The organism is Streptomyces sp. NPDC048516 (assembly GCF_043199875.1).
In the GTDB taxonomy this organism is placed as follows: Bacteria; Actinomycetota; Actinomycetes; order Streptomycetales; family Streptomycetaceae; genus Streptomyces.
The window spans coordinates 80762-94622 of sequence record NZ_JBICWS010000019.1 but is presented as its reverse complement, the minus strand read 5'-3'; the positions used below and the strand labels follow the sequence as shown (position 1 = coordinate 94622).

The 13861-nt window shown below is 72.9% G+C and carries 13 protein-coding genes; 10 read left to right on the top strand and 3 right to left on the bottom strand.

Annotated elements, in window-relative coordinates:
• Window positions 1–9: 9 nt before the first annotated feature.
• A complete protein-coding gene (locus tag ACGFR7_RS30280; RefSeq protein WP_393325354.1) occupies window positions 10–795 on the bottom strand; it encodes an amino acid ABC transporter ATP-binding protein in 786 nt (261 codons plus the stop codon).
• A gap of 277 nt (window positions 796–1072) precedes the next feature.
• On the opposite strand from ACGFR7_RS30280, the gene ACGFR7_RS30275 reads away from it, so the two are divergent.
• From ACGFR7_RS30275 to ACGFR7_RS30265, 3 genes are all read left to right on the top strand, one after another.
• Window positions 1073–1813 carry a response regulator transcription factor gene (locus tag ACGFR7_RS30275; RefSeq protein WP_393325352.1) on the top strand — a complete coding sequence of 247 codons (741 nt, stop codon included), beginning with the start codon at window positions 1073–1075 and terminating at the stop codon, window positions 1811–1813.
• A 16-nt stretch (window positions 1814–1829) separates the two neighbouring features.
• Complete coding sequence (locus tag ACGFR7_RS30270; RefSeq protein WP_393325350.1) at window positions 1830–3245, top strand: sensor histidine kinase; 1416 nt, start codon at window positions 1830–1832, stop codon at window positions 3243–3245.
• A 254-nt stretch (window positions 3246–3499) separates the two neighbouring features.
• Window positions 3500–3703, top strand: a complete 204-nt coding sequence (locus tag ACGFR7_RS30265; protein WP_006602702.1) for a cold-shock protein — start codon at window positions 3500–3502, stop codon at window positions 3701–3703.
• Window positions 3704–3885: 182 nt separating this feature from the next.
• On the opposite strand, the gene ACGFR7_RS30260 is transcribed toward ACGFR7_RS30265, so the two are convergent.
• The gene (locus ACGFR7_RS30260; protein ID WP_393325348.1) at window positions 3886–4881 is read right to left on the bottom strand and encodes a TAXI family TRAP transporter solute-binding subunit; all 996 of its coding nucleotides are present in this window, start codon (window positions 4879–4881) and stop codon (window positions 3886–3888) included.
• 299 nt (window positions 4882–5180) lie between these two features.
• Between ACGFR7_RS30260 and ACGFR7_RS30255 the strand changes: the two genes are divergently transcribed.
• The 3 genes from ACGFR7_RS30255 to ACGFR7_RS30245 all read left to right on the top strand — a co-directional run bounded on the left by ACGFR7_RS30255 (window position 5181) and on the right by ACGFR7_RS30245 (window position 8147).
• A complete protein-coding gene (locus tag ACGFR7_RS30255; RefSeq protein WP_393325346.1) occupies window positions 5181–5732 on the top strand; it encodes a DoxX family protein in 552 nt (183 codons plus the stop codon).
• 93 nt (window positions 5733–5825) lie between these two features.
• The gene (gene miaB, locus ACGFR7_RS30250; RefSeq protein ID WP_393325344.1) at window positions 5826–7340 is read left to right on the top strand and encodes a tRNA (N6-isopentenyl adenosine(37)-C2)-methylthiotransferase MiaB; all 1515 of its coding nucleotides are present in this window, start codon (window positions 5826–5828) and stop codon (window positions 7338–7340) included.
• A 96-nt stretch (window positions 7341–7436) separates the two neighbouring features.
• The gene (locus ACGFR7_RS30245) at window positions 7437–8147 is read left to right on the top strand and encodes a class III extradiol dioxygenase subunit B-like domain-containing protein (RefSeq protein WP_393325343.1); all 711 of its coding nucleotides are present in this window, start codon (window positions 7437–7439) and stop codon (window positions 8145–8147) included.
• Window positions 8148–8248: 101 nt separating this feature from the next.
• Here the strand turns inward: ACGFR7_RS30245 and ACGFR7_RS30240 are convergent, their stop codons facing one another.
• Window positions 8249–8638, bottom strand: a complete 390-nt coding sequence (locus ACGFR7_RS30240; protein WP_393325342.1) for a hypothetical protein — start codon at window positions 8636–8638, stop codon at window positions 8249–8251.
• 184 nt (window positions 8639–8822) lie between these two features.
• Here ACGFR7_RS30240 and miaA point away from each other — a divergent pair, with 184 nt between their 5' ends.
• From miaA to ACGFR7_RS30220, 4 genes are all read left to right on the top strand, one after another.
• Entirely contained in the window at window positions 8823–9761 is a 939-nt protein-coding gene (miaA, locus tag ACGFR7_RS30235; protein WP_393325340.1) for a tRNA (adenosine(37)-N6)-dimethylallyltransferase MiaA, read from the top strand.
• Window positions 9762–9869: 108 nt separating this feature from the next.
• A complete protein-coding gene (locus tag ACGFR7_RS30230) occupies window positions 9870–10385 on the top strand; it encodes a hypothetical protein (protein WP_393325425.1) in 516 nt (171 codons plus the stop codon).
• A gap of 121 nt (window positions 10386–10506) precedes the next feature.
• Window positions 10507–11382, top strand: a complete 876-nt coding sequence (dapF, locus tag ACGFR7_RS30225) for a diaminopimelate epimerase (protein ID WP_393325339.1) — start codon at window positions 10507–10509, stop codon at window positions 11380–11382.
• A gap of 194 nt (window positions 11383–11576) precedes the next feature.
• Window positions 11577–13766 carry a RelA/SpoT family protein gene (locus ACGFR7_RS30220; RefSeq protein WP_393325337.1) on the top strand — a complete coding sequence of 730 codons (2190 nt, stop codon included), beginning with the start codon at window positions 11577–11579 and terminating at the stop codon, window positions 13764–13766.
• Window positions 13767–13861 lie beyond the last annotated feature (95 nt).

Genomic DNA, 13861 nt, shown 5'->3' with positions numbered 1-13861 from the left:
ACTGCGGCCTCAGTGATGGAGGATCTTCGACAGGAAGTCCTTGGCGCGGTCGCTGCGCGGGTTGTTGAAGAACTGGTTCGGCTCAGCCTCTTCGACGATGCGGCCGTCCGCCATGAAGACGACCCGGTTCGCCGCGGAGCGCGCGAACCCCATCTCATGGGTGACCACGATCATCGTCATGCCGTCCCGGGCGAGCTGCTGCATCACGTCCAGCACCTCGTTGATCATTTCCGGGTCGAGCGCGGACGTCGGCTCGTCGAACAGCATCACCTTCGGGTCCATCGCCAGCGCACGGGCGATCGCCACCCGCTGCTGCTGACCGCCGGAGAGCTGTGCGGGGTACTTGTCCGCCTGGGTGCCGACGCCGACCCGGTCGAGCAGGGTGCGGGCCTTCGCCATGGCTTCGGCCTTGTCCGTCTTGCGGACCTTGGTCTGCCCCAGCATCACGTTCTCGAGCACCGTCTTGTGCGCGAAGAGATTGAAGGACTGGAAGACCATGCCCACGTCGGCGCGCAGCCGGGCCAGCTCCCGTCCCTCCTGCGGCAACGGCTTGCCGTCGATCGTGATGCTGCCGCTGTCTATGGTCTCCAGGCGGTTGATCGTGCGGCAGAGCGTCGACTTGCCCGAGCCCGAAGGCCCGATCACGACGACGACCTCGCCGCGGTGGATCGTCAGGTCGATGTCCTGGAGCACGTGCAGCGCGCCGAAGTGCTTGTTCACGTTGTCCAGCACGACCAGCTGGTCCCCTGCCGGCGCGGGACCCTCGGCGTTCTTGGTCACCGATACTTCGCTCATCGGCGTGTAGCTCCGTCCTCCTCGGTTGGGAGGACCCTAATGACGCCCTGCGACCAGCGTCATTACTTCTGAGGGGAACTTGAGGATAACGATCCGGCCGCAAACGGACACTCTGCGTCAAGCGGGGGTGTGCGCAGGGCGACGCCGGCCCGGCCCCGCGGGCGTACCGGCTGGGTAACGGATGGCGGCCAGGAGGTGGCCTCCTCTTGACGCGCATGCCTCGTATCGCCGTAGATGCCCTGTGGCCCGTACACACGCACCCCGGGAGGAGGCCCGCATGAGACTGCTGCTCGTCGAGGACGACGATCATGTCGCCGCGGCCCTGTCCGCGGTGCTGGCCAAGCACGGCCTGTCCGTCGTCCACGCGCGCAACGGCGAGGAGGCGCTCAAGGCCCTGCTGCCCGACCGTGCGGAGCCGTTCGCGGTGGTGCTGCTCGATCTCGGGCTGCCCGACCAGGACGGCTTCGAGGTGTGCGGCCGGATCCGCAAGCTCTGCGCCACCCCCGTCATCATGGTCACCGCGCGCTCCGATGTGCGCTCCCGCATCCACGGCCTCAACCTCGGCGCCGACGACTATGTCGTCAAGCCGTACGACACCGGTGAGCTGCTGGCCCGTATCCATGCGGTGAGCCGGCGCAACGCGCCCGGTGGCGCCGAGCAGCCTGCCGACGAGGGCGTCCCCGGCGAGGCGCTGTACCTGGGCGCGGTCACCGTCGAACTCCCCACCCGCCAGGTGTCCGTGGACGGCGCCGCGGTCCCGCTCACCCGCAAGGAGTTCGACCTGCTGGCGCTGCTCGCCCAGCGGCCCGGTGTGGTCTTCCGCCGGGAACAGATCATCAGCGAGGTGTGGCGCACGAGCTGGGAGGGCACCGGCCGGACCCTGGAGGTCCATATCGCCTCACTCCGCGCCAAGCTGCGGATGCCCGCCCTGATCGAGACGGTGCGCGGCGTCGGCTACCGCCTGGTCGTCCCGGCCACCGGCGCGGGGCGGCGGCTGCCCGCCTCCCCGGCCTCCTGAAGGCCGCCGCTGCCAGGTGCGCACCCGACTCCTCCCGCTCCTCATCGTCCTCATGGCCGGTGTGCTGCTTGCGCTGGGCATCCCGCTGGGCGTCATCACGGCCGGGGTGGAGCAGCAGCGGGTGGTCGTCGACCGGATCGACGACGCCGCGCGCTTCGCCTCCCTCGCCCAGTTCGTCACCGCCCGCCCCGCCACGGACACCGACCACAAGACCTCCGAGGAGGACGAGCGGCTGGCCACCCTCCGTACCGAGCTCGCGCGCTACTACGGCCTCTACGGCATACGGGCCGGCGTCTTCTACCGCGATCACACCCCGATGGCCACCGCCCCGGCCGGTCTGCCGGTGCCCCGCGACGGTGAGGGCGCCCAGGCCTTCCGCGAGGCGCTGGCGGGCCGTCGCAGCCACGATCCGCACCAGATCTGGCCCTGGGACGACACCGGCCGTATCCCGGTCGCCTCACCGGTGATCCGCGACGGCGATGTGGTCGCCGTCGTGATGACCGACTCGCCCACCGGACACCTGCGCGCCGGCGTGCTGCGCAGCTGGCTGCTGATCGCGGCCGGGGAGTGCGCGGCCATGCTCGTCGCCGTTGCCGCGGCCTTCCGCCTCACCGGCTGGGTACTGCGGCCGGTGCGGGTCCTGGACACGGCCAGCCACGACATCGCCACCGGCCGGATGAACGCCCGCGTGGCCGCCACCGCAGGACCGCCCGAACTGCGCCGGCTGGCCCGCTCGTTCAACGAGATGGCCGACCACGTCGAGGACGTCCTGGAGCAGCAGCGCGCCTTCGTCGCCGACGCCTCCCACCAACTGCGCAACCCGCTGTCCGCGCTGCTGCTGCGCATCGAGCTGCTGGCCCTCGAACTCCCCGACGGCAACGCGGAGATCGCCTCGGTCCGCACCGAGGGCAAGCGGCTGGCCCGCGTCCTGGACGACCTGCTCGACCTCGCGCTGGCCGAACACACCGCCGCCGACCTCCAGCTCACCGATGTCGCGGCGCTGGCCGCCGAGCGCGTCGGCTCCTGGCGCCCGCTGGCCGACGACAAGGGCGTCCTCCTCACCTACGAAGGCCAGCGCGCCGTCACCGGCTGGGCCGACCCGATCGCGCTCTCCAGCGCACTGGACGCCGTCGTCGACAACGCCCTGAAGTTCACCCCGGAGGGCCGGCCGGTCACCGTCGGTGTCGCACCGGCGGGCGAGTGTGTCCATGTCACCGTGGCCGACCGCGGCCCCGGCCTGACCGAGGACGAGCTCGCCCGGATCGGCGACCGCTTCTGGCGCAGCGGGCACCACCAGAACGTCTCCGGCTCCGGGCTCGGTCTCTCGATCACCCGCGCCCTGCTCGCCGCGGGCGGCGCCACCATCGCCTACGCCCCGCACCCGCCGCACGGGCTGAAGGTCACGGTCACCGTGCCGCGCACCGGGCCGTGACGGGGCGCCGAGACCGGGTGGCTCGGCACGGGACGCGGGGGCGGCGGGCACGGTCTGCGGGGTTCTCCCCGGCACCTGTGCTACCGTGAACGGCGTTGCAGTTGTGGTACCCATGATGAACTTTGTGCGCGCCCGGAGGCTGGATGCCCCGGGCGTTCCTTGTTTGCCGGACCTGTTCCGGTGTGGGGCAATCATCTCGGCGACGAGGAGGCCGCGCAGTGTGGTCTCCGGCTTGCCCCATGAAGGAGAAAAACATGGCTTCCGGCACCGTCAAGTGGTTCAACTCGGAAAAGGGCTTCGGCTTCATCGAGCAGGACGGCGGCGGCCCCGACGTCTTCGCCCACTACTCGAACATCGCCGCCCAGGGCTTCCGTGAGCTCCTCGAGGGCCAGAAGGTCACCTTCGACGTGACCCAGGGCCCGAAGGGCCCGCAGGCGGAGAACATCGTCGCCGCCTGACGCTCTCGCGTCCCGTGATCGGGGCCCGCACCGGTCCGTCCGGTGCGGGCCCCGGTCCGTTCGCGGACGCGGTGGGCCCAGCGCTTCTTGTCCAGCGCTTCCCGCTCAGCGCCTCAGCGCCTCAGCGCCTCAGCGCCTCAGCGCCTCAGCGCCTCAGCGCCTCGGCGCTTCCGGCTCACGGCTCACGGCTTCTGGGACAGGTAATAGCGCCGGGCGCCCTCGTGGAGCTCCAGCGGATCGGTGAACACCGCCGTCCGCAGATCCACCTTCTGCGCGGCATGGACCTGGCGCCCGATCCAGTCGCGGCTGTCGATGACCGTACGGGTGATGCCCTGGGTCATCACCGGATCCTCCCGGTCCGTGGTGACCAGGAGATTTGCCACCGCGATCGTCTTCACCGCCTGCCCGTCCTGGGCCAGGGGATAGGCATCGGCGGGCAGCACCGCCGCCCGGTAGTAGCGGGTGCGCTCGCCCTGCCGGTGCAGCGCCGGGCTGAGATCACCGAGCTGGACCAGCCGCACCGGGAAGCGCTGTGCCAGGCGCTGCACGGCCGTCGTCGGCAGCCCTCCGGACCAGAAGAAGGCATCCAGTTTGTGCTGCTCCAGCAGCTTCGGCATCTGGTCGATGCCGACCCGCACCGGTTCGATGTCCTCGTGGAAGTCCAGCCCGGCCGCCTCCACCAGCCGCCGGGTGACCAGCTGGACCCCGGAATCGTCGGTCCCCACCCCCACCCGCAGCCCCCGCAGATCCTTCGTCGAGCGGACCGCGGACTTCTTCGGCACCACCAGCTGCATGTAGTCGTCGTAGAGCCGGGCGCAGGCCCGCAGCCGGTCCGCGCCCGGCTCGCCCCTGACCTGGTACGTGGCGACCGCGTCGGCCGTCGCGATGGCGAAGTCCGCGCGCCCGGAGACCAGTTGCCGCATATTGTCGATGGAGCCCTCGGTGCGGGCCAGCCGCAGATCGACGTCCGGCAGATCGTGGGCCAGATCCTGCTTCAGCAGCTCCCCGTAGCGTGCGTACACCCCGGTCGGCACGCCCGTTGCCAGCGTCAGCGATCCACGGGGCGTGGGCTCACCGCCCATCGCCAGCAGCCACCACAGCGCCAGTCCGAGGGCGACCAGTGCCGCGACCGCCGCCTGGAAGGCCCGGCGGCCGGTGCGGGAGAATGCTGTGACCATGGGCGGGATCCTGCCAGTACCGCGGCGGGAAAGGGAGGGGCAGGGCTTCCGGGCGGGAGGTGCGGGACCCGGACGGGGCGCCCCGGTGTGCGACCGCCCTTTGCAGACGGCGCTTCGCGTAGCACGATCGATGGTGGAGGTTTCAATCCTCCCGACCTCTCGACGTAGCGGGGACCTGGCAGGTCTCCCACCGCGCGCCGGCCGGCGCGCACCCCACTCGAATCCCCTCCACCACGAGCGCACCGGCGCCGGTGTCCGACACCGCGGCCATGACGCGCCGGTGCGGGAAGCGAGCCCCCATGAAACCGCTGAAACCGCACACCGAGCCGCGGACGGATGCCCATGCCCGGCCCGACACCCTCCGCTCACCCCCGCTCGCCCCCGGCCTCGGCCTGCTCCTGCTGCGCCTGACCGTGGGACTGATCCTCGCCGGGCACGGTGCCCAGAAGCTCTTCGGGATCTTCGGCGGCCACGGCCTCGCCGCCACCGGCAGGGGCTTCGCCGCCCTCGGCTACCGCCCCGGCGAGCTCTTCGCCTGCCTCGCCGGAGTCTCGGAATTCCTCGGCGGCCTCGGCCTCGCCCTGGGACTGCTCACGCCCCTCGCGGCCGCCGCTCTCATCGGCGTGATGATCAACGCCATGGCCATCTCGGCGCCCCAGGGGCTCTGGGCGATGACCGGCGGCATCGAATATCCCCTGACCATCGCCGTCGTCGCGCTGGCCGTCGCGGCCACAGGCCCCGGCCGCTTCGCGCTCGACCGCCCCTTCCGGTGGGGGCACGGCGGCCTGGGCAGCGCGACCTTCGCGCTGGTGGCGGGCGGTGTCGGCGCCGCCATCGTGCTGGCTTTGTGAGGCGGGCCGCCCGCGTCGCCGGACATCCGGGGCCGGATCCGGCCCGAGGACTCCGGGGCAGGAGGTACTTCCCGTACCGCCTACCCTTGTCGCATGACCAGCAGCGACCGGAGCCAGGCAGTGGGCGTGAACAAGAGTTACGAGATCCGCACCTACGGGTGCCAGATGAACGTCCACGACTCCGAACGGCTGTCGGGCCTGCTGGAAGAGGCCGGATACGTCCCCGCGCCCAAGGACGGCGAGGGCGCCGACGTGGTGGTCTTCAACACCTGCGCGGTGCGGGAGAACGCCGACAACCGGCTCTACGGCAACCTCGGCCAGCTCGCCCCGAAGAAGGCCGCACGCCCCGGTATGCAGATCGCCGTGGGCGGCTGCCTGGCCCAGAAGGACCGCGACACCATCGTCAAGAAGGCCCCCTGGGTCGATGTGGTCTTCGGGACGCACAACATCGGCAAGCTGCCGGTGCTGCTGGAGCGTGCCCGCATCCAGGAAGAGGCACAGGTCGAGATCGCCGAGTCGCTGGAGGCGTTCCCCTCGACCCTGCCCACCCGGCGCGAGAGCGCGTACGCGGCCTGGGTCTCGATCTCGGTGGGCTGCAACAACACCTGTACGTTCTGTATCGTCCCGGCGCTGCGCGGCAAGGAGAAGGACCGCAGGACCGGCGACATCCTCGCCGAGATCGAAGCGCTGGTCTCCGAGGGCGTCAGCGAGGTCACCCTGCTCGGCCAGAACGTCAACGCCTACGGCTCCGACATCGGCGACCGCGAGGCCTTCAGCAAGCTGCTGCGCGCCTGCGGGCGGATCGAGGGCCTGGAGCGGGTCCGCTTCACTTCCCCGCACCCCCGCGACTTCACCGACGACGTCATCGCCGCCATGGCCGAGACGCCCAATGTCATGCCCCAGCTCCACATGCCGCTGCAGTCCGGCTCGGACACCGTGCTCAAGGCGATGCGCCGCTCGTACCGCCAGGAGCGCTTCCTCGGCATCATCGAGAAGGTGCGCGCCGCGATGCCGGAGGCCGCCATTTCCACGGACATCATCGTCGGCTTCCCGGGCGAGACCGAGGAGGACTTCGAGCAGACCCTGCACACGGTCCGCGAGTCCCGTTTCGCGCAGGCCTTCACCTTCCAGTACTCCAAGCGGCCCGGCACCCCGGCGGCCGACATGGAAGGGCAGATCCCCAAGGCCGTGGTCCAGGAGCGCTACGAGCGCCTGGTCGCCCTCCAGGAGGAGATCTCCTGGGAGGAGAACAAGAAGCAGGTCGGCCGCACCCTGGAGGTCCTGGTCGCCGAGGGCGAGGGCCGCAAGGACGAGGCGACCCACCGCCTGTCCGGCCGGGCCCCCGACAACCGCCTGGTGCACTTCACCCGCCCCGACGAGCCGGTCCGCCCCGGCGACACGGTGACCGTCGAGATCACCTACGCCGCTCCGCACCACCTCCTGGCGGAGGGCCCGGCCAAGGCGGTCCGCCGTACCCGGGCCGGTGACGCCTGGGAGAAGCGCAACGCCGCCCCGGACAGCAAGCCCCAGGGCGTGCTGCTGGGTCTGCCCACCATCGGCGCCCCGGCACCGAGCCCGGCGCCCACCGCCGGCTGCGGCTGCGACTGACCGGCCGCGACCGCCGGTCCTGCGCCGGCCGCCTTGCACGGCGCCCCCGCAGGGCGCTCTGACCGGCCCCGTACCAGGGGCGTTACGCTGCGTGCCATGCTCGTAGCCGCCGCTGTCTGCCCCTGCCCGCCGCTCCTCGTCCCGGAGGTGGCCGCCGGGGCGGCGCCCGAACTCGACGCGCTGCGCGCCGCCTGCCTGGACGCGGTCGGCGTGCTCGCCGCGGCCCGCCCCGACCGGCTGGTCGTCCTCGGCCCGGCCGACGAGACCGGCCGCGGCCCGTATCCACAGGGCGCCCTCGGCTCGTTCCGCGGCTTCGGGGTGGATCTGGAGGTGCGGCTGGGCGCCGCGCCGACCGTGCCGGAGCGGGAACTCCCGCCGTCGTTGTCGGTCGGCGCCTGGCTGCTGTCGCCTGCGGCCCGGTCCGACGCCCCCGTGGAGGGGCTGGGGGTGGCCGGGTCGCTGCCCCGCGACCGTGCCCTGTCGGCGGGCCGGGAGATCGCGGCATCGGCGCCCCGGGTGGCACTGCTGGTGATGGGCGACGGCAGCGCCTGCCGGACGGTGAAGGCGCCCGGCTACTTCGACGAGCGGGCCGAGGCCTTCGACGCCGCCGCGGCCCGCGCCCTGGGCACCGCCGACACCGAGGCGCTGGCCGCCCTGGACGAGGAGCCGGCCGCGGCCCTCCAGGCGTCCGGACGGGCCTGCTGGCAGGTGCTGGCGGGCGCGGCCGAGGACGCGGGCCTGAGCGGGCGGCTGCTGCGCGAGGAGGCCCCGTACGGCGTGGGTTACTTCGTGGCGTCCTGGGTGTAGGGGCCCCGGCACGGCACCGGGGGCGGGTACGGCGACGGCCGCGAGGCACTTCGCCTCGCGGCCGTCGAGCTCCGTACGACGAGCACGGTGAGCACGGCGGACTACTGCCGTGCGCTCTCGCTGTCCGCGGCGGCCTCGGCCGACTGCTGCCGGGGGATCCCGGCGCTCTCACCGGCCTTCTCCGCCGGCGGCCCGTCGCCGGCTGCCGTCCCGGCCGCAGCCCCTCCGGACGTTTCCGGGGCCGCCGGCCCGGGGGCCCCGGCGTGGCCGGCGGCGCCCTCGTCCGCGCGGGAGTCTCCCGCGCGGGAGTCTGCGGCCTCTCCGGCGGCATCGGCAGCCTCCGCGGCCGCCGGAACGACCGGCGCCGCCGGCTTCTCCACGGGCTCCTCCACCTCCGCCGGCTGCTCCGCCCCGGCCGTCACCGCCGCGGCGGCAGGCTCCTCCGTCGACGCTTCGGACTTACGGCGGCGAAACCGCGAAAACACGCCCATGACTGCTCCTACGCTCTTCAGATGGCGGCATCCCGTGCCGCCGGGGAACGGTCCCTTGCGCCGCCCGCGGGCGCCGGTGAAGGCGCACCGGCTTCTCGGGACCTCGCAACAGGCAACGACCCCATCGGTTGCCCGTCACGTCGCTCGTTCGGGACGGGGGTGCGATGTTTGCGAGACTGACGGGGTGAACACCGTCGTTCCCGCTCCGCGGGTCATCGCCGTCGTCGGTCCCACCGCGGCCGGAAAGTCCGATCTGGGCGTCGCGCTCGCACAGCATGTGGGGGGCGAGGTCATCAATGCCGACTCCATGCAGCTCTACCGCGGCATGGACATCGGCACCGCCAAGCTCACGCCCGAGGAGCAGCAAGGCGTCCCGCACCGCCTCCTGGACATCTGGGACGTGACCTGCGCCGCCAGCGTCGCCGAGTACCAGCGGCTGGCCCGCGCCGAGATCGACCGGCTGCTCGCCGAGGGCCGCACCCCGGTCCTCGTCGGCGGCTCCGGCCTGTACGTGCGCGGCGCGATCGACGCCCTCGACTTCCCCGGCACCGACCCTCAGGTGCGCGCCCGCCTGGAGGCCGAACTGGCCGCACGGGGCAGCGGCCCCCTCCATGCCCGGCTGGCCGCCGCCGACCCCGATGCGGGCCGCGCGATCCTGGCGAGCAACGGCCGTCGCATCGTGCGCGCCCTGGAGGTCATCGAGATCACCGGCCGCCCCTTCACCGCCAACCTCCCCGGCCACGAAGCGGTCTACGACACCCTGCAGATCGGTGTCGATGTCGAGCGCCCCGAGCTCGACGAGCGGATCGCCCGCCGGGTCGACCGCATGTGGGAGGCGGGCCTGGTCGACGAGGTGCGCCGGCTGGAGGGCCAGGGGTTGCGTGAGGGCCGTACGGCCTCGCGGGCGCTCGGCTATCAGCAGGTGCTGGCCCAGCTCGCGGGGGAGTGCACCGAGCAGGAGGCGCGTGACGAGACGGTGCGCGCCACCAAGCGCTTCGCGCGCCGCCAGGACTCGTGGTTCCGCCGGGATCCGCGGGTCCACTGGCTCAGCGGCGCCGCCGAGCACCGGGCGGAACTTCCCGGGCAGGCGCTGGCGTTGCTCGAACGACCGGTCACAGCCTGATCACGTCATGGCATCGGGACGCTCCGGCCGTCATCCGGGCCCCTGAGGGCGTGTCATCATCGACCTTCGATCGAGGCGTGCAGTCTGCAGTGGGGAGGGCGCGTGGCAATGGAGGCCGGCCCTCGCAACCGAGCGCAGCAACCGGACGGCGGCACTGACCCGGCACCCCTGGCCGACGACGGTCCGGACGCCGAGGACGGCCTGTCCGGTGCCGCACCCGACCCGGACACCCTGGACGATTCCGACGCCCCGGACTCCGGCGCCGACGGCCCCGGCGAGGGCGGCGAGTCCTTCCGGGAGCTGCGCCCGCCACGCCGGCTGCGGCTGTGGCAGCTGGCGCCGATCGTCGCGCTGGCCGTCCTCGGCTCGCTGATGTTCGCCTTCCCCCTCGCCTTCGAGCTCGGGGGCGACGGCGGGGCGATGATCGCGATGCTCGGCCTTCTGCTGTGCTGCTGCGCGGCCGGCTGGGGCATGATGGCCGCCCGCCGCGTCGGCCACACCTGGCCCGGCCTCCCGGTACCCGGCTCCGGCCGCCGCGCCGACTGGCGCGTGGTACTGCTCTATGCCGTCGTGGTGGCGGTCCCGGCCTCGCTGGCCATCTGGCGCGTGGCCCGGCTGCGCTGAACCGGCGGGGTTCCCCTCCGCGGACGGCTCCTGGCTCCACGGACGGCTCCTGCGTGCCGTGAACGGGCGCGCGCCCGGCCCCGTGAGGCCGAACCCCCCGGTGGCCCCGTACGATGCAGGGGTGACCAGCACACAGCGCCTCGCCTACCTCAAGGGCCACGGTACCGAGAACGACTTTGTGATCGTCCCCGACCCGGACGGCCGCCTCGACCTGCCCGCGACCGCCGTCGCCAGGATCTGCGACCGACGGGCCGGACTCGGCGGCGACGGCGTGCTGCGCGTCGTCCGGTCCGCCGCGCACCCGGAGGCGCGGGACCAGGCCGGCGAGGCCGAATGGTTCATGGACTACCGCAACGGCGACGGCTCGATCGCCGAGATGTGCGGCAACGGCGTCCGCGTCTTCGCGCGCTATCTGCTGCACGCCGGCCTGGTCGAGGCCGGTGACCTCGCCATCGCCACCCGCGCCGGCGTGCGCCGCGTCCACGTCGCCAAGACCGGCGATGTCACGGTCTCGATGGGCCGCGCCGAGCTCTTCGAGGAGAGCGTCGTCGTCACCGTCGACGGCCGCAGCTGGCCGGCCCGGAACGTGAGCATGGGCAATCCGCACGCCGTCGTCTTCGTCGACGATCTGGCCCACGCCGGCGACCTGCTGGCCGTACCGCCGTTCAGCCCGGCGTCGGTTTATCCCGACGGCGTGAACATCGAGTTCGTCGCCGACCGCGGACCGCGCCATGTGGCGATGCGGGTCCACGAGCGCGGCTCGGGCGAGACCCGCTCCTGCGGCACCGGCGCCTGCGCGGTCGCCGTCGCCACCGCCCGCAGGGACGGTCCGGCCCCCGCGGAGACCGGCACGCCCGCCACCTACACCGTGGACGTGCTCGGCGGCAGCCTCTCCATCACCGAGCTGCCCGACGGCACGGTCGAGATGACCGGCCCGGCCGAGATCGTCGCCGAGGGCACCTTCGACCCCGCCTGGCTGGCCGCCGCGCTCGCCTGACGCACCTGCGACCTCCCGGGCCGCGGCCTTTCCCGAGGAACGGCTACGGCCGAAGGGTTCGCTCGAACGGGTGATCCGTATCACTCTGAGCGAGAGGCGGACAGCGCTGCGTGATGGGGTCGATAGCATCAAGCACCGGCCCGGGCGCCCGAACTGACGCGTTCCACCGCCGGTCGACGCTGCCGGAGGTGCCCATGAGCGCAGAGGCCACAAACCCTGGTAACCCTGGAGCAGCGGGCCGCAAGCGCGGACGCCGCCGGCTGGAGCTCAGAGGGCTGCGCCGGATCGGCCGGGCCGCGCTGCTGGGACCCGCCCCGCGCGACGGTCTCCCGCACGCCCTGGAGCACGTCGCCAAGGTGCACCGCGGACACCACCCGGACGCCGACCTGGACATCCTCACCCAGGCCTATCTGCTCGCCGAGTCCTCGCACCGCGGCCAACTGCGCAAGAGCGGCGAGCCGTACATCACCCATCCGCTCGCGGTGACCCTCATCCTCGCCGAACTGGGCGCGGAAACCACGACCTTGACCGCCTCCCTGCTCCACGACACCGTCGAGGACACGGAAGTGACGCTGGATCAGGTACGGGAGCGGTTCGGCGCCGAGGTCTGCTACCTGGTCGACGGCGTCACCAAGCTGGAGAAGGTCGACTACGGCGCGGCCGCCGAGCCGGAGACCTTCCGCAAGATGCTGGTGGCGACCGGCAACGACGTCCGGGTGATGTCCATCAAGCTCGCCGACCGGCTGCACAACATGCGCACCCTCGGGGTGATGCGCCCCGAGAAGCAGGCCCGGATCGCCAAGGTGACCCGCGATGTGCTGATCCCGCTCGCCGAACGCCTGGGCGTCCAGGCGCTCAAGGCCGAGCTGGAGGACCTTGTCTTCGCGATCCTGCACCCCGAGGAGTACGCCACCACGCGGGCGCTGGTCATGGAGTACGCCACCCGGGCCGACCCGCTCACCACGCTCGCCCAGCGGGTGCGTGCCGTCCTGGCCGAGGCCGGTATCGACGCCGAAGTCCTCGTCCGGCCCCGGCACTTCGTCTCGGTGCACCGCGTACGCCTCGCCCGCCGCGAGCTGACCGGCGCGGACCTCGGGCGGCTGCTGGTGCTGGTGGCGGAGGACGCCGACTGCTATGCCGTCCTCGGTGAGCTGCACACCTGCTTCACCCCGGTCGTCTCCGAGTTCAAGGATTTCATCGCGGCCCCCAAGTTCAACCTCTACCAGTCGCTGCACACGGCGGTCACCGGCCCGTCCGGGGAGATCGCCGAGACGCTGATCCGCACGCACCAGATGCACCGGGTCGCCGAGGCGGGGGTGATCGCGCTGGGCAACCCGTACGCCCCCACGGACGGCGCGGACGCCCCCGAGGGCGAGCGGGCCGACCCGACCCGCCCCGGATGGCTCTCCCGGCTGCTGGAGTGGCAGCGCACCACCCCCGACCCGGACACGTTCTGGACCTCGCTGCGCGACGACCTCGCCCAGGACCGGGAGATCACCGTCTTCTGCACCGACGCCCCCTCGGACGGCTCGCCGGCCGTCCCGGGCGGTGCCATCGGTCTGCCCGCCGGGGCGAGTTGCGTGGACGCCGCCTACGAACGGCACGGCGAGGTGGCGCACTGCTGTATCGGCGCCCGCGTCAACGGCCGGCTCGCCACCCTCTCCACCGTCCTGCGCGACGGCGACAGCCTGCAGCTGCTGATGGCCCCGGACTCCGCGGCCGGCCCCTCGCCCGAATGGCTCGACCACGCCCGTACGCCCGCCGCCCGGCTCGCCATCGCCCGCTGGCTGGCCGGGCCGCAGGAACCCGGCGCCCGCCCGGCCGGTGGCGGTGAGGGGCCCGTCCCGGCGCCCCCGGCCGACCGCCGGGCCGCGGACGACGACCGGCCCGGAGCGGACCCGGTCGCGGCCTCGGTCCTCGTGGTGGCGGATCTGCCGGGCGCCGCGGTCCGGCTGGCGGGCTGCTGCACCCCGGTGCCGCCGGACACCGTCACCGGATTCGCCGTACGGGGTGGCACGGTCACCGTCCACCGTGCCCTGTGCCCCGCCGTGGCACGGATGGCGGCCACCGGCCGGCAGCCGGTCGGAGTGCGCTGGCGCGGCGCCGGGCAAGGGGGCCACGGCTGCCGGGTCACCCTCCTGGCCGAGGCCTTCAGCCGGCCGCACCTCCTGGCCGACCTCACCGAAGCCATCGCCTCCCAGGGTGCCGCCGTGGTGTCCGCCGCCGTCGAACCCCCGCGCGAACAGCGGGTCCGCCACACCTACACCCTGCATCTGCCGAACGCCGCCGGGCTGCCGTCCCTGATGCGGGCCATGCGCCAAGTGCCGGGAGTCTTCGACGTGTTGCGGGCCGGGCGATCCCGCCCGGCGGCGCTGCGCCCCTGAACCGGGCCGATTGGCCTACAGGGTGACGGCCCGTCGGAAGCCGCTCCGTCCGGCGGCGTAAGACGGACGCACGATCCGCCGCCCGTTCGGGTGCC

Coding starts and splice junctions, on each gene's coding strand:
- ACGFR7_RS30280 (WP_393325354.1), bottom strand. CDS start 795: ATGAGCGAAGTATCGGTGACCAAGAACGCCGAGGGTCCCGCGCCGGCA.
- ACGFR7_RS30275 (WP_393325352.1), top strand. CDS start 1,073: ATGAGACTGCTGCTCGTCGAGGACGACGATCATGTCGCCGCGGCCCTG.
- ACGFR7_RS30265 (WP_006602702.1), top strand. CDS start 3,500: ATGGCTTCCGGCACCGTCAAGTGGTTCAACTCGGAAAAGGGCTTCGGC.
- ACGFR7_RS30260 (WP_393325348.1), bottom strand. CDS start 4,881: ATGGTCACAGCATTCTCCCGCACCGGCCGCCGGGCCTTCCAGGCGGCG.
- ACGFR7_RS30255 (WP_393325346.1), top strand. CDS start 5,181: ATGAAACCGCTGAAACCGCACACCGAGCCGCGGACGGATGCCCATGCC.
- miaB (WP_393325344.1), top strand. CDS start 5,826: ATGACCAGCAGCGACCGGAGCCAGGCAGTGGGCGTGAACAAGAGTTAC.
- ACGFR7_RS30245 (WP_393325343.1), top strand. CDS start 7,437: ATGCTCGTAGCCGCCGCTGTCTGCCCCTGCCCGCCGCTCCTCGTCCCG.
- ACGFR7_RS30240 (WP_393325342.1), bottom strand. CDS start 8,638: ATGGGCGTGTTTTCGCGGTTTCGCCGCCGTAAGTCCGAAGCGTCGACG.
- ACGFR7_RS30230 (WP_393325425.1), top strand. CDS start 9,870: ATGGAGGCCGGCCCTCGCAACCGAGCGCAGCAACCGGACGGCGGCACT.
- ACGFR7_RS30220 (WP_393325337.1), top strand. CDS start 11,577: ATGAGCGCAGAGGCCACAAACCCTGGTAACCCTGGAGCAGCGGGCCGC.